This window comes from Luteibacter anthropi (genome assembly GCF_011759365.1).
In the GTDB taxonomy this organism is placed as follows: domain Bacteria; phylum Pseudomonadota; class Gammaproteobacteria; order Xanthomonadales; family Rhodanobacteraceae; genus Luteibacter; species Luteibacter anthropi.
On the sequence record NZ_JAARLZ010000007.1, the window covers coordinates 104048 to 126090 of the forward strand.

Sequence of the window (22043 nt, forward strand, 5' to 3'; positions counted from 1 at the left end):
GGAAGTACTGGATTTGGCGATTAGATGGGAATATATGGAATATCTTTCCCATCAATGGAAAAGTTTCGTGCTGGATCTCAACGACATCGCCATCTTCGTGCGGGTAGCCCGGCTGGGTAGCTTTTCCCGGGCCGCCCGGTCGTTGGGGATGCCCGTTTCGACGGTCAGCCGGCGCGTGGGCGACCTGGAGGAAACCCTCGGGGTGACCCTGCTCCAGCGGACCACGCGCAAGCTGAGCCTTACCGGACAGGGGCGGGCCTATCTGGAAGCCTGCGACGAGCCGCTGGAGCGATTGCAGGATGCCGAGCGTACGTTGACGCAAACGCAGCGCGATCCGGAGGGGCTGTTGCGTGTCTCGGTGCCTGCCGTGCTGGGGCAGGGGGAATTCTTCGATTTTGTGTCGGCCTTCATGCGCGCGTATCCGCGCATCCAGATCGAGCTGTCAGTGACGAATGCGTTCGTCGACCTCGTTGCCGAGAACGTCGATGTGGGTCTTCGTTTTGGCGAGTTGAAAGACTCATCGCTGGTGGCGCAGCGGATCGGTGACAGCGTGCGCTATGTCGTGGCGACGCGAGCTTATGTGGAAGCCCATGGCGTACCTGCGACGCCGGAGGGGCTGTCGTTGCATGCGTGTGTGTTGCTGAATGCGCGCAACAACGAAACCGACTGGCAGCTGGTGAAGGGGCGTCGATCGGTAAAGGTGCACGTGTCCGGCGCGCTGTCGGGCAGCGACTTCAATTCGGTGAGTGCGTTCGTTTATCGCGGCCACGGTGTGGGTTTCCTGCCATCGGGCTATTGCGACGCGCGGCTGGAGAGCGGTGAGCTGGTGCGATTGCTGCCAGAGTGGTCGTCACCGGTGATCCCGGTGCATGCCGTCTATCCGACGCGACGTTTCATGCCCTCGCGCCTGCGGGTATTCCTCGACGCCCTGAAAGCCTGGCAAAGCCCCTACTGGCACCCGATAACTCTGTAGGAGCGCGCCTTGCGCGCGACCGGTTGTCACGACACGAAGGGTCGCGCGCAGGCGCGCTCCTACAAGAGCTATCGTGCCCTGTAGGAGCGCGCCTTGCGCGCGACCGGTTGTCGCGGCACGAAGGGTCGCGCGCGGGCGCGCTCCTACAAGAGCTGCCGTGCCCTTGCGCGCGACCGGACATGACGGTACGTCCGGCCGCGCGCAGGTACATCACGCCTCGATATCTTCCTTGTACGCATCCACCGGGATGCACGCACACATGACGTTCTTGTCGCCGTAGACATTGTCCACGCGCGACACCGGCGGCCAGTACTTCGACAGCTTCAGCGACGGCAGCGGGAACGCAGCCAGCTCACGCGGGTAAGCGTGCGACCACTCGGTGCCCGTGACCATGGTGGCCGTGTGCGGGGCATTGCGCAGCGGGTTGTCCTCGCGATCCAGGCGACCGTCTTCCACTGCGCGGATTTCCTCGCGGATCTGGATCATGGCGTCGATGAAGCGATCCAGCTCGTGCTGCGATTCGCTTTCCGTCGGCTCGACCATGAGCGTGCCGGCCACCGGGAACGACAGGGTGGGCGCATGGAAGCCGAAGTCGATGAGGCGCTTGGCGACGTCTTCGGCGCCCACGCCCGTGACGTCCTTCAGCGGACGCAGGTCGAGGATGCACTCGTGCGCCACCAAGCCATTACGACCGGTGTAGAGCGTCTTGTAGTGCGGAGCCAGGCGCCTTGCGATGTAGTTCGCGTTGAGCAGGGCCACCTGGGTGGCCCTGCGCAGGCCTTCGGTGCCCATCAGCGTGATGTACATCCAGGAGATCGGCAGGATCGAAGCCGAACCGAAGCTGGCCGCGCTGACCATGCCCACCTCGCCCTCGCCACCGAAGGTGCGCGGCAGGAACGGGGCAAGATGCGATTTGACCGCGCACGGGCCCACGCCCGGGCCGCCGCCGCCGTGGGGGATGCAGAAGGTCTTGTGCAGGTTGAGGTGCGAGACGTCCGAGCCCCACTTGCCCGGCTTGGCCACGCCGACCAGCGCATTCATGTTGGCGCCGTCGGTGTACACCTGGCCGCCGTGCTTGTGCACGATGTCGCAGATGGCGACCACGTCTTCCTCGAACACGCCGTGCGTGGAGGGATAGGTGATCATGATCGCGGCAAGGCGGTCGGAATATTTTTCGGCGTTCTTGCGGATGTCTTCGACGTCCACGTTGCCGTTGGCGTCGCAGCGGGTCACCACCACCTGCATGCCGCACATCTGCGCGGACGCCGGGTTGGTGCCATGGGCCGACTCGGGAATGAGGCAGATGTCGCGATGGCCTTCGCCGCGCGAGCGGTGGTAGGCGCGGATCGCCAGCAGGCCGGCGTATTCACCCTGCGCACCGGAGTTCGGCTGCAGGCTCACGGCATCGTAGCCGGTGCACTCGACCAGCATGGCTTCCAGCTCGTCGATGAGCTGCTTGTAGCCCTGCGCCTGCTCAGCCGGGGCCAGCGGGTGGATGTTGGCGAATTCCGGCCACGTCACCGGAATCATCTCGGCGGTGGCGTTGAGCTTCATGGTGCACGAACCCAGCGGGATCATGGTGCGGTCGAGCGCGAGATCCTTGTCGGCGAGGCCGCGCAGGTAACGCAGCAGTTCGTGTTCGCTGTGGTGCGTGTTGAACACCGGGTGCTGGAGGAAGTCGAGGTCGCGCACCAGGGCCTTCGGCAGGGCGTCGGCGGTGGCGGCGTCCAGCGCGTCGATGTTGCTCGCGTCGGCACCGAAGACAGCGGCCAGCGCCACGAGGTCGGCGCGGGTGGTGGTCTCGTCGAGGCTGATGCCCACCGAGCCGGCATCGATCTGGCGCAGGTTGATCTTCGCGGCTTCGGCCTTCGCGTGGATGGCGTTGGCATCGACACCGGTGACATGCAGCGTGTCGAAGAAGTCATTGCCGACGGTGACGCCAGCCTTGCCCAGCGCGCCGGCCAGGATAGCGGCAAACCGGTGCGTGCGACGGGCGATGCGCTGCAGGCCTTCCGGACCGTGGTAGACGGCGTACATGCTGGCCATCACGGCGAGCAGCACCTGCGCCGTACAGATGTTCGACGTGGCCTTCTCGCGGCGGATGTGCTGCTCGCGGGTCTGCAAGGTGAGACGGTAAGCCGGCTTGCCCTCGGTATCCACGGACACGCCGATCAGGCGGCCCGGCATCGAGCGCTTGTAGGCGTCGCGGCAGGCCAGGTATGCGGCGTGCGGGCCGCCGAAACCGAACGGCACGCCGAAACGCTGCGTGTTGCCCACGACGATATCGGCACCCCAGCTGCCCGGCGAGGCGATGAGGGTGAGGGCGAGCAGGTCGGTGGCAACGCAGACGATGGCGCCGCGGGCATGCGTGGCCTCGGCCAGGGCCTTGTAGTCGTTGATGCGGCCGAAGGTGTTCGGGTACTGCAGCAGCACGCCGAAGCTGTCGACGTTGCCGGCATCCGCATCGTCACCCACGTGCACTTCGATACCGATGCCGTCGGCACGGGTGCGCAGGATTTCGAGGGTCTGCGGGTGGACGTCCTTCGACACGAAGAAGGTGTTGGACTTGGATTTTGCCGAACGCTTGGCGAGCGTCATGGCCTCGGCCGCCGCGGTGCCCTCGTCGAGCAGCGAGGCGTTGGAGATGTCCATGCCGGTGAGGTCGGTCACCATGGTCTGGAAGTTGATCAGGGCTTCCATGCGGCCCTGCGAGATCTCGGCCTGGTACGGCGTATAGGCCGTGTACCACGCCGGGTTCTCAAGCACGTTGCGCAGGATGACGTTCGGCGTGAGCGTGCCGTAGTAGCCCTGGCCGATGAAGCTGCGGAACACCTGGTTGCGGTCGGCCACGGCGCGGATCTTCGCCAGGGCCTCTTCCTCGGTGACGGCGGCGGGCAGGGCCAGCGGTGCCGGGGACTTGATCGAGCCGGGGACGATGGCGTCGGTCAGCGCGTCGAGCGACGCATGGCCGACCACGGACAGCATCTCGGCGATCTCGGCGTCGTTGGGACCGATGTGGCGTTCGATGAACGCGCCGTGGTTCTCGAGGTCGCGCAGCGAGGGAGAGGTTTTCTGGCTCATGGCGTTGGAGGCATCCGAAGTACCGTGCCGTGCCGGCACGTGGGGCGCCCCTCTGTCCTTTTGCCTGAGAGTTTGGGGGCGGGGAAGCCCCTTGCACCTTCGGCGCCGGATCGAACCGGTCTCTCCAGAGTGATGTCTCGCGCGGTGGTATGGGGGCCTGAGCGATTACGGGCGTTGCGCCTTCGGCAGCGGATCCGTCCGCTTCTCCCACCGTGCTTCAAGCACCCGATTATACCCTGTAGGAGCGCGCCTGCGCGCGACCGGGGGCATGGCCACGCCGGGTCGCGCGCAAGGCGCGCTCCTACAGGATCAGCGCTGGAACTGCTGGCGCATGAAGGCCATGTAGGCTTCCTCGGAGGTCTGCCGGCGGGCCTCCACCAGGGGGCGGATATCCTCCGTGGCGAGATAGCGCAGGCGGTCGGTACCGTCGGTGGTGGCGTCGAAGATCACCTTCGCCACGTCCTGCGACGTTGCCAGGCGCTTGTCGCGCAGGCCCTCGAACACCCGGGCGGTCGCCGTGGCGAAATCCTCGTACCCGGCAGGCAGGGCCAGCTGGCCGGCCTCGCTGGCCGAGCGGTGGCCGAAGCCGGTATCCAGCACGCCGCCGGGCTCCACGATCTTCACGGCAATGCCCTGCGAGGCCAGCTCGTACGACAGCGATTCGGAGAACCCTTCCAGCGCGAACTTGCTGGCGTTGTACAACGAGATCATCGGCAGGCCGAACACCCCGGCGCCCGAACTGACGTTGACGATGGTGCCCGACCGGCGTGCGCGGAAATGCGGCAGCAGGGCGCGGATCACGTCCATGACTCCGAACACGTTCACGTCGAACTGCTGCTGGATTTTCTCCCGCGAGGTGCCTTCGAACACACCGAACAGGCCAAAGCCGGCGTTGTTGACTACCGCGTCGATGGCGCCGAAGTGCTCGATGCCCTCCCGGATGGCGCTGTCGATGCTGGCGCGATCCTCCACATCGAGGCGGGTGACAAGCACGCCGGGCAGGGCCGCCAGCGCCTGTCCGGCGTCCGGGTTGCGCATGGTGGCCACGACGTTCCAGTCGCGGGCGGCGAAGTATTCGGCAGTGGCCTTGCCGAAGCCGGTGGAGGCACCGGTGATGAGGACGGTCTTGCGCATGGGAAAGGACTCCGTGGGTGACGGACACCAAACTAGTTGCGCCGGACTGTCCGAACAATCAGGCTTGTGCGGGACGAATCGATGCAGGATTTCGCACAATGCAGAAGGCCGGCCTGGTCGAGCTACAGGCGGTGCTGGCGGTCGCCACGCACCAGAGCTTCCGTCGCGCGGCGGTCGCCATGGGTATGTCTCCTTCGGCGCTGAGCCACGCCGTGGCGATGCTGGAGCAGCGCATGGGCGTGCGCCTGTTCAACCGGACCACGCGAAGCGTGTCGCTGTCCGAGGCGGGCGAACAATTCGTGGCGCGAGTGCGACCGGCGCTATCCGAGATCGCGGCCGCCATGGAAGGAGCCAACGCGTTCCGCGACACCCCCACGGGCACCTTGCGCATCAACACCTCCGAGGGCGCCGCCATGATGCTGCTGGAGCCCGTGTTCTTCGACTACCTGCGCCGTTACCCGGACATGCGCCTGGACCTGATCACGGAAGGGCGCTACGTGGACATCGTGGCCGAAGGCTTCGACGCAGGCATCCGCGACACCGACAACGTGCCGCAGGACATGGTCGCGGTACGTTGCACGGGCGACATCCGCTTCCTCGTGGTCGGCGCGCCTTCGTATTTCGAAGGCAGGGAAAAACCACTGGTACCAGAAGACCTGCTACGTCATACCTGCATCCGCAGCCGCCTGCCCAGCGGCAGCTGGTATCGCTGGGAGTTCGGGAAACGCGGTGAAGAGCGACGCATCGACGTGGATGGCCCGCTGGGCCTGGACAGTCACCGGATCATGATCGCCGCTGCCCTCGACGGCCTGGGCCTGATCTGGACCAGCGAATCCAGCGTAGCACCTTACATTGCCGACGGGCGCCTCGTTCCAGTGCTGGAAGACTGGTGCCCGTACTTCAACGGGCTCAGCGTTTACTACCCGGCCCACCGACATATGTCGGCAGGCCTTCGTGCGTTTATCGATCTCGTGCGAGAGCGTACGTCATAGCCTCAGAAGAAGGCTGCAGGGCTCAGATGAAAGCGCTCGGCGAGTCCGCGAATGTGGTTCACCGTGAGTTCGCGTTTGCCGGAAAGGATTTCGGATACCACGCTCTGCGTGCCGATCTCCGGTAGTTGGTTCTGTCGCAGGTCATGCTGCTCCATCAGAAAACGGAGCAGATCCACGCCATGCACGCTGCGCTGGGGGTAGTGGCGCTGGTCATAGGCGTAGATGAGATCGGAAACGAGCAGAAAGAGCGAGTGTTGCGGGTGGTTTTCATCGATGGCGCCGTCATCCACGAGCGTATCGGCCAGATGGGTCGCCACCTCGTAATCGTGCTCGGTCTCGATGTGCCCAAGGCCGGAAGCAGTATTGAAGGCGTTCCAATAGGTGACGATGTTTTCCATGACACGATTGGGTTTCATTTCCAGTGACCTCGGTCGTACGCGGCGTGGGTCAGCACGGCCTTGATGTAGCAGATCTGCGCTGAAAAACTGATGGCGGCGATGAGTCTGTAACGATTTCCGCGAATGTCGAAGACGAAGCGATCACCCACGATATCGACGCTGCGAAAAACCTGCCTCAATTCGTTGAAGCCCAGATAGGGCCGGGATTCGAGGAGTTTTCTCCATGCTTGCAGCGCGGGCCCGGCATCAGGATGAAGGTAGGCGAAGTCGACGAGGCGCCGATTGCTGATAACCCGCATGGAGCTTGATCCGTTAGCCTTGGGGTCAAGAATATCGCAAATTGCGATCATTGCAAGTAAGCGGCGCCGTCCCTCGATGCGTGCAGGTGGTGGACCTTGCATCGGGCAGGCGGGGAGTCGTCTAGACAATCCGCCCGACTGTCGGTGGTCGCGTCACTGCCACGCCACAGTGCCCGGCGAGCATGCCTCATACCCGATGGAGGCTCGCATGACGACACGACACGATGGCTGGATAGCCCGCCTGCCTCCGCGGCAGGCGAGGGTGCTCATGCCTCTTCTGGCCGGCCTGGCTGCGTTCTGCGTGTATTCGTGCATGTATGCCTTCCGCAAGCCGTTCAGCGCGGCCAGCTATGACGGCATGAGCCTCGGCGGGCTCGACTACAAGATATGGCTGGTGATCGCGCAGGTGCTCGGTTACGCGCTCAGCAAGCTCATCGGCCTGCGTTTTGTTTCCGAGTGGCAGGGTGGGCAGCGGGGCAGGGCGATCCTTGGCCTGATCGGCGTGTCGTGGGTGGCGCTACTGGGTTTTGCGTTGGTACCCCCGACGCTGGGCATCGTTTTCCTGTTCCTCAACGGCATGCCCCTGGGCATGGTCTGGGGGCTGGTGTTCGGCTACATCGAGGGGCGGCGTGCCACGGAGTTGATGGGGGCCATCCTGTCATCGAGCTTCATCTTTGCATCCGGGGTCGTGAAGGGCGTGGGCAAGGCCCTGCTGCTGTCGGGTGTGAGCGAGCACTGGATGCCTTTCCTGACGGGGCTGGTGTTCGTGCCGCCCCTGTTGCTTTCGTTGCGGGTGTTGTCTCGGTTGCCCGGCCCCGATGCAGAAGACATTGCAGCGCGCGCGCCTCGCGGCAGCATGGATGCCGCGGCCCGGCGTGCCTTCGTGCGCCGGTTCCTGCCGGGGCTTCTGCTGGTCGTGCCGCTTTACGTGTTGCTCACGGTGCTGCGCGATTTTCGCGAGAACTTCGATACCGAAATCTTTCGTGACCTGGGCTTTGGCCATGATGCATGGGTGTTCGGCCAGGTCGATACGCCCATCGGCATCGGTGTGCTTTTGTGTACGGCGGCCCTCAGTCTCGTGCGTGACAACATGCGTGCCTTGTTGCTCAACCACGCGATGATCGCGCTGGGTCTGCTGTGTGCGATCTTCGCGACACTGGCCTTTGCCCACGGCAAGCTGCCTCCGTTGATGTGGATGGTGCTGGTCGGTTTCGGCCTTTACCTGCCTTACATCCTGCTCAATGGCGTGTTCTTCGAGCGCCTCATGGCGACCTTCCGTGTTGTCGGCACGGCCTCGTTCGTGATGTGCATTGCCGATGCGGCGGGCTATCTCGGCAGTGTCGGCGTGCTGCTGACCAAAGCCTTCGCCGGCCTCGATCTCGACTGGACACGTTTCTTCGAGCGCGCCGTGCTGCTCGCCTGTCTGCTGGGGCTTGCCCTCAACGGCCTCGCTGCCCGCTGGTTCTGGCGGGAAGCCCGCAGGCACGAGGCAGCCGCACCCATTCCCTCCCTGCCCATGGAACGTCATTCGCTATGAGTCATTCGCAGCAACCCGGCGCCATCGTCGTCGGCGCCGGCATCGTTGGTCTTGCGCTCGCCCGCGCGCTGGCCGAGGCCGGTTACAAAGTCACCGTCTTTGATCGGCATGAGCGTGCCGTGGGCGCCTCGGTGCGCAACTTCGGTACGGTGTGGCCTATCGGCGTGCCCAACGGCCCCCTCTACGACCGCGCACTGCGTTCGCGCTCGATCTGGCGGCAGTTCTGCGATGAAACCGGCACCTGGTCCGCGCCGTCGGGCAGCCTGGTGGCGGCGTGGCACGACGACGAATGGCAGGTGATGAATGAATACGCCGAGGCGAACGCAGGCCTGCGACCGTGCCGTGCGATCGACGCCCGGGAAGCCCTGCGCCATGCGCCGGGACTGGTAAGCAAAGGCCTGCTCGGCGCACTGTTGAGCGATGACGAACTCGTGGTTGATCCACGTGAAGCGATTCGCGCCATGCCGGCGTGGTTGTCTGCGCGTTACGGCGTCACCTTCCACTGGCGACAGGCCGTGACGCGGGTAGAGCATCCATGGGTCTGGAGTGGCGGCAGGCGCTATGCCGCCGACGTCATCTACGTGGCCGGTGGCAGTGACTTCGAAACGCTGTTTCCCGAACTCTACGATCGCCAGGCCATCACCAAGTGCAAGCTGCAGATGTTGCGGCTGGAAGCGCAGCCGTCGTCGTTCCGCCTGGGGCCGGTGGTGTGTGGTGGCCTGACGATGGCGCATTACAGCGGCTTCCATGGCCTGCCGGGCATCGAGCGCCTGCGCAGCCGCCTTGCGGTGGATTACGCCGACCTCACGGCGCTGGGTATCCATGTGATGGCTGCACAGAATGGGTTGGGCGAGATCACCGGCGGTGATTCACACGAATACGGGCATACGCTCGATCCGTTCGATGAAACATCGATCAATGGCCGCATCGTGGATTACCTGCGTGGCGTACTCGACCTGCCGCACTGGAACGTCAAGCAGACCTGGCACGGCACCTACGCGAAACTGACTGAGCCGGGCCGCAGCGAACTGGTGCTCGAAGCGGAGCCTGGCGTGACCATCGTCAATGGCGTGGGCGGTGGCGGGCTGGGCATGACGTTGTCCTTCGGGCTGGCCGAAGACATCGTCTCCGGCCGCCTGCAACCGCAGCGCGATGCCGTGGCGCTCGCCGCTACCGGCTGACTACATCCGGGGTGGACAGCACCAGCTGCACCCTTTCCGCCGCGAAACAGGTCAGCCCGTATTGCACGGGCTGATTCTGTGCGTCCACGTTCAGCGACTCCACCTCAAGCACCGGCAGATCCGCAGCCTGTTCGAGGATGCGCGCCGTGACCGCGCCGGCCAGCCGGGCCGTGACACGGGTATACGAGCGGAAATAATCCGGTACGCCGAACTCGGCCAGCGTACGGGTGACCGAGCCGGTACGCTGGAACACCTCGTCCAGTCGGGGAAAGCGGACGGCCGGAAACCAGGCCTGGCCATGGTCGAGTACGCGACCTTCCGCATGGGCGGACGACTCGATCCACCAGGCCCGTTCGCCCCGTGCGAGGGCCAGGGACTCGGCTACACGACGTGGCGGCGTCACCAGCGCGGTGCCGAGTACGCGGTTGCCCGAGGTGACATTGAGGTTGTTCATGTTGCGGCTGAAGCTGGTGCGCCGGCCGATGGCGTAGTCGTAGGACTCTTCACGCACCCGCAGGCCCCGGCCGGTCTCGGCATGCACCACGCCGCGTTCTTCCAGCGCATCGAGCGCGCGGCGCACGGTGTGGCGGTTGACCTGAAGCTGGCGGGCCAGTTCCAGGGCGGAGGGCAGGCGGTCGCCGCCGCGCAACACGCCGTCGTGGATCTGCCGGAGCACCTGTTGTTCGATCTGGCGCCAGACCGGCATGTCGTTATCGCGGTCGGGTGGCTGGAGTCGGTTTGCCATCAAGGTTGCATCTTTGTGGCGCAGCCTTGGCTGCGGTATGAAGGCACAGGGCGAGTATGGAAAGACAAGCTTTCGTTGACATGACACCCGAAGCTACCTGGTGTATCGCGCGGGCCCGCGTGGTGCTGGCTGACCGGGTGGTCGAGGGCGGCATCGAGGTCACCGGCGACCGGGTAAGCCGGTTGCTGCCTGGCGATGAGATTCCCCCCGGCGCCGTGGATTTTGCCGGCGACTACCTGCTGCCGGGCATGCTGGAACTGCATACCGACAATCTCGAAAAACACCTCGTCCCCCGCGCGGGCGTGGTCTGGCCGGCGTTGCCGGCCCTGCTGGCGCATGATGCCCAGCTGCTGGCCGCCGGTATCACGACGGTGCTCGATGCGCTGTCCCTGGGTGACCTGGAAGAAGACGGCACCCGCCTGGATACGCTCGATGGCGCACTGGCCGCGCTGGACGAAGCCCGGGCCCATGACCTGCTTCGTTGCGACCATCACCTGCACCTGCGCTGCGAACTGAGCTGGCCGGGCCTTCTGGACCTGCTGGCGCCGCTCGCGCCACGGCGGGACCTGCGCCTGCTCTCGCTCATGGATCACACGCCGGGACAGCGGCAATACCGCGACGTGAACCAGTACCGCCGCTATTACAGCCGCAGCGGCCTGGTGTGGAGTGACGAGGAATTCGCCGGCATCCTCGAGGAGCGCCGCGCGCAACAGGCGCTTTATCGCGCCGATCAGCTCGCCAGGGTACTGGTGCTGGCGCAGCGCCACGGTATCGCGCTGGCCAGTCACGATGACACCGACCCCTCCCACGTGGACGAGGCGGTTGCCGCCGGGGCCCCCATCTGCGAATTCCCGACCACGCTGGCGGCGGCGCAGGCTGCGCACCACGCCGGACTGCGCGTGGTGGCGGGAGCCAGCAATCTCGTGCGCGGTGGCTCCCATTCGGGCAACGTGGCGGCGATCGAGCTGGCGCGTGCCGGCTGCCTCGATATCCTGTCGTCCGATTACATGCCCACGAGCCTGCTGCACGGCGCCTTCATCCTCCATGAAAAAGCCGGCTGGTCGCTGGCCGATGCCATCCGCACGGTAAGCGATGCACCGGCCTGTGTGCTGGGTTTCAGTGACCGGGGCCGTATCGAGCCCGGCCTGCGCGCCGACCTGCTGCGCGTCCGCATGCATGGGGCGCAGCCGGTGGTTCGTTCGGTATGGGTGGCGGGCCAGCCCAGGCTCTGATCAGAACGTCATGTCCACGGTGAGAAAGCCCTGCCGTGGCGCGCCTACCAGCAGGGTCTGGAAGGTGCCGTTGGGATCGCTCGTGGTAAAGCCGTTGCTGTCGATGGTAGCCACGTATTTCCTGCCCAGCAGGTTGCTGACCGTGAGCGATACCTTGGTGGACTGCACCGAGCCCATCCTGCCCAGGTTCCAGGTAAGTCCTGCGTCAAACAACGTGAAGCCGCCAATGCGCTGGTCGTTCACGTAGGTGTAGTAACGCGCACCGGTGTACTTCGCGCCGAGCTTTGCCTCGACATCGCCGAACCGGTAGCTGACTTCGCTGGCCAGCATCTTCTTCGGCGAATCGACGACCGTCTTGCCGCGCGTGGGCACGAGTACGCCGCCATCGAGGTAATTGTCCTTGTACTTGGCGTCGTTGTAGGTGGCCGAGTTGAACCAGCGGACATCGCGCGTGGGCTGCCAGACGACGGTGAATTCCGCACCACGCGCGTTCACCTTGCCCACGTTGGCAATCTGGTTGGGGCAGCTCACCACGCCGGCACAGGGCACGATCACCAGCAGGCGGTTCTTGAAGTCGATGTTGTACAGCGCGAGCGACGATTGCACGGTGTCGTCGACATAGCGCACACCCAGTTCGCTGTTGGCCGAGCGTTCCGGGCGCAGGTGCTTGCTCAGCCCGTCGAAGGTTTTCTGGTCGGATGACCAGGCACCGTTCGCACCGGGTTCGTACGCGTTCTGGTTCACCTGGAACGACGCGAAGGTTTCCCAGCCACCGCCGAGGCGGTAGTTGGCGGCGATCTGTGGCAGGAAATCGCTCCTGGCAGTGAGCGCGCCGCTGGCGCGGCCCGGCAGCAGGGCGATGGCATTGGTCGTGACGTTGTGGCCCTTGAAGCCGCCATCGATATGCAGGCGGTCGTCGAGCAGCGAGAAGTCATCCTCGATATACCACTGGCGGGTCAGCGTCATGAAGCGCTGGCGGAAAAGCACGTTGTCGTAGGTGTCGTAGATGCGGTCCTGGCTGATCGGGCCGCCATCGGGGATGGCCTGGAAGCTGCGCGCGATGGTGTAGTGGCTATCTTCGAACCAGAACCCCGCCTGGAGATGATGTTCGCCCAGCTGATACTCCAGCGAGTTCATGATGCCGCCGCGGGTCATGAGGTAGTGCGACAGGCGTAGGGCGATTGGGGCGTCGCCCGGTGCGGGTGTGTACGGCAGGTCGGACTTCGGTGCATACCAGTGACCCTGGCCGAGGTCATGGTGGTAATACGGCTGCACGTTCAGCGTGAGATTGTCGCTGAGGAAGAACTCGCCCTTCACCGAGCCTATCTCGTCCTGGCGGATGCCGTTGCCGTTGAAATAGGTGTCGTCCGCCGAGGTTACGCAGCCGCTGTATTTGCCGTTGGCGATATCCACCGAGCGCTGCCAGTCGGGTGCCAGGTAGTCGAAGCGATAACCGCAGCGACGCAGCGAATCCTTCGACAGGTCGAGATAGGCCTGTTCGGTACGGCGAACGACATCCACGATGCCGGTGATCCGGCCGCCGGTCCAGTCGTAGATGGCGTTGCCGATGAACTGGCGCTGGCGCTGGCCGTCGTCGCCCTTCCACTTGGGCGCATCGACATACATGCCCGCCACATAGGCACTGAAGCCATCATGCTCGCCGATATCGCCGCGGATATACCCACGCTTGAAACCGTACGATCCGCCGGTAGCGTTGACCCGTACGCCAGGCGTACGGCTGGGATCGTCGGTATGCAATTGAACCGTGCCACCCAGGTTGCTCGTTGAGGCGGTACCCAGGGCACCCGAGCCCTGGGAAAGATCAAGCTCGCCCAGGCTTTCACCGATCCATGCACGGGTGACGCTCAGGCCGTCGCCCGTGTGGTAATCGGCGTTGCCGAGCGGGATGCCGTCCAGCGTGTAGCCAAGCTGGGTATGGTTGAAGCCACGCAGGCTGATGCGTGACGACCATTCGTCGGTGCCGAATGGTTCGTTTGAGACGAAGTGCACGCCGGGCATGCGCTGGAGCATCTGCAAGGGGCTGGTGCCCGGCGTCTGCTGCTGGATGTCCAGCTTGCCCAGTTGCTGCACCTGCCGGGTGGCGTTCTGGCCCACGACGGACACGGTATCGAGCGTGGTCGGGTCCTTCTTCGCATCCGTCACCTTGTCGGCGACGTCATCGGCATGGGCCATGAGGGGCAGGGCGGCGAACAGGGCAAGGCAAAGCGGGGTGCGAAGCGGCGTCATGGGCAAGCCTTCGATGGAGGTCCAGACCCCGGCCACGGTGGCAGGGGTGATGGGCGCCCATTACGCGTTGGCCGCGTTACGCCGGGATGCTTCGCAGGTGTCGGGCAGGCGGCACGTTTTGGACAATCGCGGCTCGCTGTCTAGACAGGGGGATTTGGTGATGCAGCGAGAAGGCGGATGGCTGATGAGGATGTAGGGGAATGCCAGGTCTTGGTCAGGTCACTGCCTACAGGAGCGTAGGTAGTGCAGTGACCAGGGCCCGATGTTTCTGTCAGGGATGGGCTCCTGGCGCAAGGTCCAGGGTGGGGCGGACAGCCGATGCGCCTGAGCAAAGCCGGATCGACATGATCGTTGAAGCGGCTACCTTTGCCGCAGGACCCACAACAAGGAGATGTTATGCAGTCCACTTCCCCACGTCGTTCCCTTACTGCCGCCGTCGGATTTGCCCTGCTTGCAGGCGTAGCGATGACGGCTCCTTCCACGTCGTTCGCTCATGAATCACTCGTGTCACACCACGTGTCGGCCGTTGGCCCACTCGTGTTTTTCGGTGGTACCGGCCATGCTTATCATGTTCGTCGCTTCGCCGGCACCGTGTCCGATGATCGCATCATGTATGGCAACCGCCTCAACGATGTCGACATGGGCCGCCTGAAAGCGCCCGGTACCCAGGCCATGGTGGTTATTGCCGCCAGCGAACTGGATAAGCTGGGTGAAAGCCGGGCCAGGCTCTCGGCCTTGTTCGAGGCCGGTGTTCCTGTCTTTGTCTGCATGGACGATGGTGATCGCCATGCGGTTTCCCGTTTCTTCGGTGTCGCTCCTTCGGGTGGCGATGTGATCTTTGTCCATGAAAAGAACGGGAACATCGATATCCTCGGCAGTGCCCAGGACGAGGCGCACTGGACGCCGCAGTGGTCTTCTGCATCGGCGGCGGCGTTGGGCCGCTTTCAGGCCGAAGCGGCATCTGTTCCGGTCGCGACTGCGTCCCGTGACGCCGTGAGTGCCGATGACGACAAGGGCACGGTACCGATCCTTCGTATTCACGAGGGCACATTCGAGACCGGTACTGACGAGATCACCGGCAAATTGGCCATCGATGTCATTCGCAGTGCCGACCGGTCTAGCGACGACAAGGAGATCCACGTCTACGTATGGCCGACCTATGCACCGCGAGGCTATGGATCGCGTGGTGCGGGCATTTACGAGGGGCACAAGGAAGGCGTCAACCTGTCCGCGGCCTACCTCCCGTGGACTTACAGGGTAAGTCACAAGGTCAGTGCTGCCGGCCAGAATCCGCAGATGGTGGCACATCTTCCGGCCACGGAAACCAGTACCGAATTCAATTACGAGAAGAGTTCGGAGCGCACCTTCAATATCGGCGGCACGTCCGGAGATTCGCTCTCTGCCGATGGCAAACCGGATTCCCTGCTGGCGGCAAAAATTCCGTTCAACCTGTCGGTTGGCTATTCGCATACCACGCGTGAGCAACTGGCCTTCAGCTTCAAGGACTACGCGCTCCTGGCACGAGAAGTGGACGCAGGCAAGCGTATGCTCTGGGAGGCTCCCATTGCCGACAGGCTCAAGCATGTGCTAGTCGAAAAGGTCTATTCCGACAGGGTCGACCTCACTGAAAAGCACATGACGCCCATGATGAGGACGGCCGGCATCGCCACTTCCTCGATGTGGAAGTTGCCGGGAACGTACGAGGGGATTGCCAGCGTAGAAATCTCCGCGGGTTTCGATCTCAATACGAAGAAATGGTGGTGGGACGGGCCGACCTGGCGCCATTCCGATACGACCGCGCCCGTGGAAGGGTCACGTAGCTACGACCTCGATCTTTCCCATCCGTACCTCACCCGCGAGATCACAGTGCTGCTGAGGTCCGAACAAGGCATGGGAGGCTGTGTCACCCAGCGTAGCGGAGTGGTGGAACTGGCTGCCTGCGACCCTATGAATCGCGGACAGATGTGGGGCCTGGATAGCGAAGGCCGCTATGTGAATCGAGGCAACAAGCAGTGTCTCCAGGCCGACTTCCAGACGAAGAGCCTGCTGACGAAGGCTTGCTCGCTGTCCAACGATCAGCGATGGGAATGGCGGGCAGACCGTATCCATAGCGGCTATGACGGCAGACTGCATCGTCTGCACGTCCAGAATGGTCAGCTGCGCATCGTTGTCGATGCCGGGCGTTTCGAAGACCTGCCGGTGAATCCGCATAGCCCGGCTCTCAAGCCGTGGTCGGGGTACCCCGCCAAGCCCATTACCGGGGAGCTGATTCCCGCGCCGTACGGCACCGTACCAGGCCACGTACCGGCGGACTGGTCGACGAAGTACGGCAACACAGGCGTCGAACAGCGCTGGTCCCCGGTGGTTTTGCGAGCCGGCCTGGAGTGACGTACGACTTGTAGGAGCGGGCCTCGTCCGCGACCGCCGGGCGAATGAACATCGCGAATGAAGCATTGCACCGGGTAATGCCGATACCAGGCACTCAACGGTTGCGGCGCACCCGTTCATTCGTAACGATGATCCTGAGCGGTCGCGGGCAAGGCCCGCTCCTGAAGTCACCGCGTCTGGTCTGTCGCTATCGATGTAACGATGGCGACAGGTCTTGCCATTGTTCCCGGAGTCGCCTGATCGTCGCCTGCTGCTCATCCTGTTCTTCCGTAATCAGCTCCCGCTCACAGTAAACCCGGCTAAGGAACAGGATCACATCGTTGCCGTCAGGGACGTCGACATACCCGGGATGGTGGGCGACTTCTGCCAGTAACGCGGAAGTCACCGGTGCTACATGAAAATGGCAACTGAAGCCGGGCGAAAAACCCAGTTTATAAAACACCACCTTGAGTGGCGTATAGGCCTTCCGAAGCAGGAGTTCAACCTGCTTCAATACGATCCCGAGCTCCGCCAGCGACTCGTTGTTCAGTTCGTAGAGGTCAGCGCTTTGCGAGTGCGACGACACCATCAGGTAGCCGGGGTATCGCGCATCCCTTCGATGACTGACCGACCAGTGCTGAGTGCGGAAGATCAGATGTTCTGTCATGAACTGAGCTCTGGCGATGGATATGCGAGTGCCTTCATGCTGGTCATGGCCCGGACTATGGAATATCGGTAAGAAAGATAGCGGGCAAGCCGTCTTTCCCGAACAGGTGGCGCTGGGTGCGCGAAAGTGGCGGCTTGAAGACGGCGTCGGTTCGCGGGTATCGGCCGCCGAGGATGTCCTGGGCAAGCGCCCGTCCGAACGCAAGCCGCTCGATGCTGAATTCGTTCTCCACCGTGGATGACAGCAGCGCTTCGTAGGCATCCGCCAGCCAGAAAAGATCCAGTGCCAGGCTCAGGTCGCAACCAGGGTGCGCGGCAATGGCGCGGGGCAACTCCAGCCCGTCGTCCCAGTTGTAGTCGAAGAGCAGTTCACGCAGTTCGGCACGCGTTGCACTCGAAGAGGGAATGCGGGGCATCGGAAGACGTATCCCGGGGAGAGAGGCCTGAAGTCGATTGTTGGATGCGCAACCACCCATGGCAAGTGGTTGGGGCATCGTTCGCCGCCAGTGGACAAGCAGTGATAACCGACGTGCCTGAAGGCGGTGGAAAGGTGAAAACGAAAAAGCCACCCATGAGGGTGGCTAGTTCGGTAGAATTGCGCCAGAAGCTTTCGAAGCCTTGTGCCGCATTCTGTATTGGTGCCCAGGAGAGGACTCGAACCTCCACGGTTTTACCCGCTAGTACCTGAAACTAGTGCGTCTACCAATTCCGCCACCTGGGCAGGTGACTCGAAGCAGTGTGTTGCGTTGCTGCCCCGTGAGCCGCGTAGATTAGGCAGGTCGGGTAAACTTGTCAACGATTTTTCACAACGGATTCAAAAAAACTTTGCATCCACTTTCCAAGGTCCCTACGTGACGAAGAAAAACAAAGGTTCCGGAGGCTCGAAGGGCCCCCGTAAGCCCAAGGCCACGCGCCCCGGCAAGGCGCTGGCCAAGTACCGCGACCGCTTGCCGGCCGCGGTCGCCGACCCCCATGCCGAGCGCGAAGCCCAGCGCTACGAGCAACCCATTCCCAGTCGCGAGGCGATCCTCGCGCTGCTCGAAGAGCGGGGCGAACTGGTGTCCGCCGAGGACATCGCCCGCGCCCTGCGTCTGTTTACCGATTACGAGATCAATGCCCTGGGCAAGCGCCTGGGCGCGATGATCCGCGACGGCCAGCTGTTGCGTAACCGTCGCGGCGGCTATGCGCCGGCGCAGAAGCTCAGCCTGATTCCGGGCCGGGTCATTGCGAACGCCGAAGGCTATGGCTTCCTGCGTCCGGACGAGGGCGGGGAAGACCTTTACCTCTCGCCGTCGCAGATGCGCAGCGTGCTGCATGGCGATCGCGTGCTTGCGAGCGTCGTCGGCATCGACCGCCGTGGTCGCCGCCAGGGTGCCATCGTCGAGGTGCTGGAGCGTCGCTCGCCCCGACTGGTGGGCCGTATCGTCATCGAGAACGGCGTGACCCTGGTCGAGCCGGACGACCGCCGCCTGCACCAGAACATCATGATCCCCGCCGGTCGCGAAGCCGGTGCCCGTTCGGGTGAGATCGTGGTGGCCGAGATCACCGATCCGCCGACGCCGCATCGTGGCCCGCTGGGCACGGTGCGTGCCGTACTGGGTCAGCGCCTGCAACCCTCGCTGGTGGTGGAGATGGCCATCGCCAGCCACGACCTGCCACACGAGTGGCCGCCGCAGGTGGTCCGCCAGGCCGAGGAAGTGGAGCCGAAGGTGTCCGCCGCCGAGAGCAAGGGCCGCGTGGACCTGCGCAAGCTGCCGCTGGTGACCATCGATGGCGAGGATGCGCGCGACTTCGATGACGCCGTGTATGCCGAACCGCTGAAGGGCGGCGGCTTCCGCCTGATCGTGGCCATTGCCGACGTCTCGCACTATGTGCCGGTGGGCACCCCGCTGGACACCGAGGCCTACGAGCGCAGCACGTCCACGTACTTCCCCGGTTTCGTCGTGCCGATGCTTCCGGAGACGCTGTCCAACGGTATCTGCTCGCTCAATCCGCGGGTGGACCGCCTGTGCATGGTCTGCGACATGGAAGTGGACGACCAGGGCGAGGTGCAGCACGCCAAGTTCTACGAAGCGGTGATGTACTCGCACGCCCGCCTCACCTACAACAAGGTCTGGCAGGCCGTGGGCGAGCGTAACGCCGAGGTGCGCGATGAAATCGCCCATGTGCTGCCGCAGGTGGAGAACCTGCATCGCCTGTACAAGGCGATGTCGAAGGCGCGCAAGCGTCGCGGCGCCATCGATTTCGAAACGCCCGAGGTGAAGTTCCGCCTCGCGCCGTCGGGCGATGTGGTGTCCATGGGCGCCACCGATCGCAACGACGCGCACAAGCTGATCGAGGAATGCATGATCGCCGCGAACGTGCAGGCGGCGAAATTCCTTTCGAAGCGCAAGATTCCGGCCCTGTACCGCGTGCACGCGCCGCCGCCCGTCGAGAAATACGAAGACCTGTTGCGCTTCCTGCGCGAGTTCAAGCTGAAGCTGCCGTCCGCCGACGAGGTGACGCCGGCCGACTTCTCCGCGCTGCTGAAGAAGGTGCAGGATCGTCCGGAAGCCGAGCTGATCCAGTCCGTGCTGCTGCGCGCGCAGAGCATGGCGGTGTATCACCCGGAGAACCAGGGCCACTTCGGCCTGGCGCTGGATGCCTACGCCCACTTCACCTCGCCGATCCGCCGTTATCCCGATCTTCTGGTTCATCGCGCCATCCGCTATGCGCTGACCAAGGGCAAGCCGTCCGATTACACCTATAGCGAAGCCCAGATGGCCGCCATGGCCGTGCACTGCTCGCAGCGCGAGCGCCGTGCGGAAGAGGCCGAGCGCGATGTGGACGAGCGCTTCAAGTGCGCCTGGATGGAAAAGCACGTGGGCGAGGAGTTTGCCGGCACTATCACCGGGGTTACCTCGTTCGGCCTGTTCGTCGAGCTGGCGGCGTCCCGCGTGTCGGGTCTGGTGCATGTGTCGCAGCTGCCCAACGACTACTACAAGTTCGATCCGGTACGTCACCTGCTGGCCGGTGAGCGTACGGGCGCCAGCTACCGCCTGGGCGACTACGTGAGCGTGCAGGTGATGCGCGCCAGCCTGGAAGACCGCAAGATCGACTTCCGTCTCGTGGCGCGCCTGCAATCGCTGCCCAAGCCCGTTGCACCGGTACCGGTAGCCACGCCGCCTCCGGCGCCGGGCAACGCCGTGACTGAAGCCGGCAAGGCCATCGGTCGCGCCGTGCGCAAGATGGCCGAGAAGCTTGGTGCGAAGCGCAAGCCGAAGGCCGGGGTTGCCGCTGCGCCAGTGGTTCGCGATGATGCGCGCCCTGTCGTCGATGCGACGCCGGTCGCACCAAAGCGTGCTGCACAGGCAAGGCCGGCGGTGGCACCTGCGGCAAAGAAGGCCGTTGCCAAGAAGGCTGCCGCGAAGAAAACCGTCGCCCCGAGCGCACCCGTGAAGGCGGCGGCGAAGAAGGCGGTTGCGAAACCGGTGGTCACGAAGCAGGCCGTTGCGAAGAAGTCCGCGCCCACAAAGGCTGCGGTACCGAAGGCAGCGGTGAAGAAGGTCGCCACGAAGAAAACGGCAACGAAAAAGGTCGCGGCAAAGAAAGCGGCCCCGGGCAAACCCAGGAGCAAGTCGTAAGTCATGAGCGAGACGTGGATCGTCGGCATCAATCCGGTCGAAGGCGCCCTTGCCAACGACGCGGAGCGAGTCCGTGAAGTATTGATCGAGCAGAACTCGAAGAACGCCCGCATCAACGAGATCGCGGCGGCTGCGCGCAAGCGCGGCATCCAGGTGAAGTCGGTAGGCAAGGACCAGCTTGAGCGCATCGGTGGCGAACCCCGCCACCAGGGCGTTATCGCCAAGTACGAAACGCCGCCGCTGCGCGGTGAGGGCGATCTGCCCGCATTGCTTGAAGCGGCCGGCTCCGATGCGCTGGTGCTGGTGCTCGATGGCGTCACCGATCCGCACAACCTGGGGGCCTGCCTGCGTAGCGCGGCAGCGGCCAGGGTCACGGCGGTGATCGTGCCCAAGGACCGTGCCGTGGGCATCACGCCGACGGTGCGTCGTGCCTCCGCTGGCGGCGCGGATCTCATTCCGGTGCTGGCCGTGACCAACCTGGCGCGCGCCCTGCGTGCGCTGAAGGATGCCGGCGTGTGGATCACGGGGCTGGCCGGCGAGACCGACCAGTCCATCTACGACATCGACCTCAAGGGGCCGGTGGCGCTGGTGATGGGGAGCGAGGGCGATGGCATGCGTCACCTGACCCGCGAAACCTGTGATTTCGTGGCGAAGATCCCCATGCCGGGTAACATGGAAAGCCTCAACGTATCCGTCGCAACTGGCGTGGTGCTGTTCGAGGCGTTGAGGCAACGAGGAGCCAAACGATGAGCAACATGCTCTGGCACGACTGGACTGGCCTTATCGGCGTGGGCCTGGTGCTGATCGCGTATTTCCTGCTTCAGGCGCACAAGCTGTCGGGGCAGGGGTACACCTATCAGGTGATGAACCTGCTGGGTGCGTTCGGCATCCTGCTGTCGCTGATTTTCGGCACCTTCAACCTGTCGGCGTTCCTGCAGGAGCTGGCGTGGTTCCTCATCAGCGTCTACGGCATGGTGCGTGGCGTAAGGGCAAGAAAAGTCACGCCCATCGTGCCCTGAGGCAGCCCTTGCAGGAGCGCGCCTTGCGCGCGACCGGGTATCGCGTACGGAAGGTTTTTTCGCGATACCCGGTCGCGCGCAAGGCGCGCTCCTACAGGGTTACACCCCGGTCAGGATGACCCGGTAGAATGCTTACCGGACCGGCGCAAGGCCGGTCCGCCCATGGGGACGACCCCATGGCGCTCTTTCACTGCGGGGACGGCCCCGCCCTGGCGGAGCGACACCATGTCTTGGTTCATCCTCTTCCTCGCCGGCCTGTTTGAAATCTGCTGGGCCGTGGGACTCAAGTACACCGAAGGCTTCACCAAGCTGGTACCCAGCCTGCTCACCGGCGCCGCGATGGTGGTGAGTATCGTGTTGCTGGCATTTGCGGCCAAGAAATTGCCTCTGGGCACGGCGTATGCCGTGTGGACCGGCATCGGTGCGGTGGGTGCAGTGACCCTGGGTATCGTGCTGTTCGGCGAGTCGGCGCAGCCGTTGCGGTTGCTTTGCGTCGGACTGATCGTGGCCGGCATCGTCGGCCTGAAACTGACGGCCGCCTGAGCGATC

18 protein-coding genes, 1 tRNA gene and 1 riboswitch are annotated in these 22043 nt (G+C 64.1%); of the genes, 10 read left to right on the forward strand and 9 right to left on the reverse strand.

Annotation, left to right across the window (positions count from 1 at the left end; genetic code table 11):
- Positions 1 to 34: 34 nt before the first annotated feature.
- Positions 35 to 973 (forward strand): LysR family transcriptional regulator, encoded by a 939-nt coding sequence (locus tag HBF25_RS13885; protein ID WP_208392581.1) that lies wholly within the window; start codon positions 35 to 37, stop codon positions 971 to 973.
- 210 nt (positions 974 to 1183) lie between these two features.
- On the opposite strand, the gene gcvP is transcribed toward HBF25_RS13885, so the two are convergent.
- Together gcvP and HBF25_RS13895 are read right to left on the reverse strand one after the other, a co-directional pair.
- The gene (gene gcvP / locus HBF25_RS13890) at positions 1184 to 4054 is read right to left on the reverse strand and encodes an aminomethyl-transferring glycine dehydrogenase (RefSeq protein WP_166949372.1); all 2871 of its coding nucleotides are present in this window, start codon (positions 4052 to 4054) and stop codon (positions 1184 to 1186) included.
- Between the two features lie 42 nt (positions 4055 to 4096).
- A riboswitch (glycine riboswitch) is annotated at positions 4097 to 4192 on the reverse strand.
- Positions 4193 to 4363: 171 nt separating this feature from the next.
- A complete protein-coding gene (locus tag HBF25_RS13895) occupies positions 4364 to 5188 on the reverse strand; it encodes an SDR family oxidoreductase (protein ID WP_166949373.1) in 825 nt (274 codons plus the stop codon).
- A 98-nt stretch (positions 5189 to 5286) separates the two neighbouring features.
- Here HBF25_RS13895 and HBF25_RS13900 point away from each other — a divergent pair, with 98 nt between their 5' ends.
- A complete protein-coding gene (locus HBF25_RS13900; RefSeq protein ID WP_166949375.1) occupies positions 5287 to 6180 on the forward strand; it encodes a LysR family transcriptional regulator in 894 nt (297 codons plus the stop codon).
- 2 nt (positions 6181 to 6182) lie between these two features.
- Here the strand turns inward: HBF25_RS13900 and HBF25_RS13905 are convergent, their stop codons facing one another.
- Positions 6183 to 6596: a helix-turn-helix domain-containing protein gene (locus HBF25_RS13905; RefSeq protein WP_166949377.1), complete on the reverse strand. Its 414-nt coding sequence runs from the start codon at positions 6594 to 6596 to the stop codon at positions 6183 to 6185.
- Positions 6593 to 6877: a type II toxin-antitoxin system HigB family toxin gene (locus HBF25_RS13910; protein WP_166949379.1), complete on the reverse strand. Its 285-nt coding sequence runs from the start codon at positions 6875 to 6877 to the stop codon at positions 6593 to 6595. Before HBF25_RS13910 ends, HBF25_RS13905 begins: the two co-directional genes overlap by 4 nt.
- A 208-nt stretch (positions 6878 to 7085) precedes the next feature.
- Here HBF25_RS13910 and HBF25_RS13915 point away from each other — a divergent pair, with 208 nt between their 5' ends.
- Both HBF25_RS13915 and HBF25_RS13920 read left to right on the forward strand, forming a co-directional pair.
- Positions 7086 to 8414, forward strand: coding sequence for a DUF5690 family protein (locus HBF25_RS13915; RefSeq protein ID WP_166949381.1), 1329 nt, complete (start codon positions 7086 to 7088; stop codon positions 8412 to 8414).
- Positions 8411 to 9595 (forward strand): TIGR03364 family FAD-dependent oxidoreductase, encoded by a 1185-nt coding sequence (locus HBF25_RS13920; protein ID WP_166949383.1) that lies wholly within the window; start codon positions 8411 to 8413, stop codon positions 9593 to 9595. The genes HBF25_RS13915 and HBF25_RS13920 overlap by 4 nt, the downstream gene beginning before the upstream one ends.
- On the opposite strand, the gene phnF is transcribed toward HBF25_RS13920, so the two are convergent.
- Positions 9585 to 10340 carry a phosphonate metabolism transcriptional regulator PhnF gene (gene phnF / locus HBF25_RS13925; protein WP_166949385.1) on the reverse strand — a complete coding sequence of 252 codons (756 nt, stop codon included), beginning with the start codon at positions 10338 to 10340 and terminating at the stop codon, positions 9585 to 9587. The two genes, HBF25_RS13920 and phnF, sit on opposite strands and share 11 nt — an antisense overlap.
- Before the next feature lie 80 nt (positions 10341 to 10420).
- On the opposite strand from phnF, the gene HBF25_RS13930 reads away from it, so the two are divergent.
- Positions 10421 to 11572, forward strand: coding sequence for an alpha-D-ribose 1-methylphosphonate 5-triphosphate diphosphatase (locus HBF25_RS13930; RefSeq protein WP_166949387.1), 1152 nt, complete (start codon positions 10421 to 10423; stop codon positions 11570 to 11572).
- Here HBF25_RS13930 and HBF25_RS13935 read toward each other — a convergent pair whose 3' ends face one another.
- Positions 11573 to 13819, reverse strand: coding sequence for a TonB-dependent receptor (locus HBF25_RS13935; protein WP_166949389.1), 2247 nt, complete (start codon positions 13817 to 13819; stop codon positions 11573 to 11575). It lies immediately after the preceding gene.
- 396 nt (positions 13820 to 14215) lie between these two features.
- Here HBF25_RS13935 and HBF25_RS13940 point away from each other — a divergent pair, with 396 nt between their 5' ends.
- Positions 14216 to 16207 carry an RICIN domain-containing protein gene (locus tag HBF25_RS13940; RefSeq protein ID WP_166949391.1) on the forward strand — a complete coding sequence of 664 codons (1992 nt, stop codon included), beginning with the start codon at positions 14216 to 14218 and terminating at the stop codon, positions 16205 to 16207.
- A gap of 187 nt (positions 16208 to 16394) precedes the next feature.
- Here the strand turns inward: HBF25_RS13940 and HBF25_RS13945 are convergent, their stop codons facing one another.
- The 3 genes from HBF25_RS13945 to HBF25_RS13955 form a co-directional block, all read right to left on the reverse strand.
- A complete protein-coding gene (locus tag HBF25_RS13945) occupies positions 16395 to 16853 on the reverse strand; it encodes an HIT family protein (protein ID WP_166949393.1) in 459 nt (152 codons plus the stop codon).
- Positions 16854 to 16908: 55 nt separating this feature from the next.
- Positions 16909 to 17268: a DUF4274 domain-containing protein gene (locus HBF25_RS13950; RefSeq protein ID WP_166949395.1), complete on the reverse strand. Its 360-nt coding sequence runs from the start codon at positions 17266 to 17268 to the stop codon at positions 16909 to 16911.
- A gap of 220 nt (positions 17269 to 17488) precedes the next feature.
- Positions 17489 to 17573, reverse strand: a tRNA-Leu gene (locus tag HBF25_RS13955).
- Positions 17574 to 17703: 130 nt separating this feature from the next.
- On the opposite strand from HBF25_RS13955, the gene rnr reads away from it, so the two are divergent.
- From rnr to sugE, 4 genes are all read left to right on the forward strand, one after another.
- Positions 17704 to 20475 carry a ribonuclease R gene (gene rnr / locus HBF25_RS13960; protein WP_166949397.1) on the forward strand — a complete coding sequence of 924 codons (2772 nt, stop codon included), beginning with the start codon at positions 17704 to 17706 and terminating at the stop codon, positions 20473 to 20475.
- Positions 20476 to 20478: 3 nt separating this feature from the next.
- Positions 20479 to 21225: a 23S rRNA (guanosine(2251)-2'-O)-methyltransferase RlmB gene (gene rlmB, locus HBF25_RS13965; RefSeq protein WP_166949399.1), complete on the forward strand. Its 747-nt coding sequence runs from the start codon at positions 20479 to 20481 to the stop codon at positions 21223 to 21225.
- A complete protein-coding gene (locus tag HBF25_RS13970; RefSeq protein WP_166949401.1) occupies positions 21222 to 21494 on the forward strand; it encodes a CBU_0592 family membrane protein in 273 nt (90 codons plus the stop codon). The genes rlmB and HBF25_RS13970 overlap by 4 nt, the downstream gene beginning before the upstream one ends.
- 225 nt (positions 21495 to 21719) lie before the next feature.
- Positions 21720 to 22037: a quaternary ammonium compound efflux SMR transporter SugE gene (gene sugE, locus HBF25_RS13975; protein WP_166949403.1), complete on the forward strand. Its 318-nt coding sequence runs from the start codon at positions 21720 to 21722 to the stop codon at positions 22035 to 22037.
- Positions 22038 to 22043 lie beyond the last annotated feature (6 nt).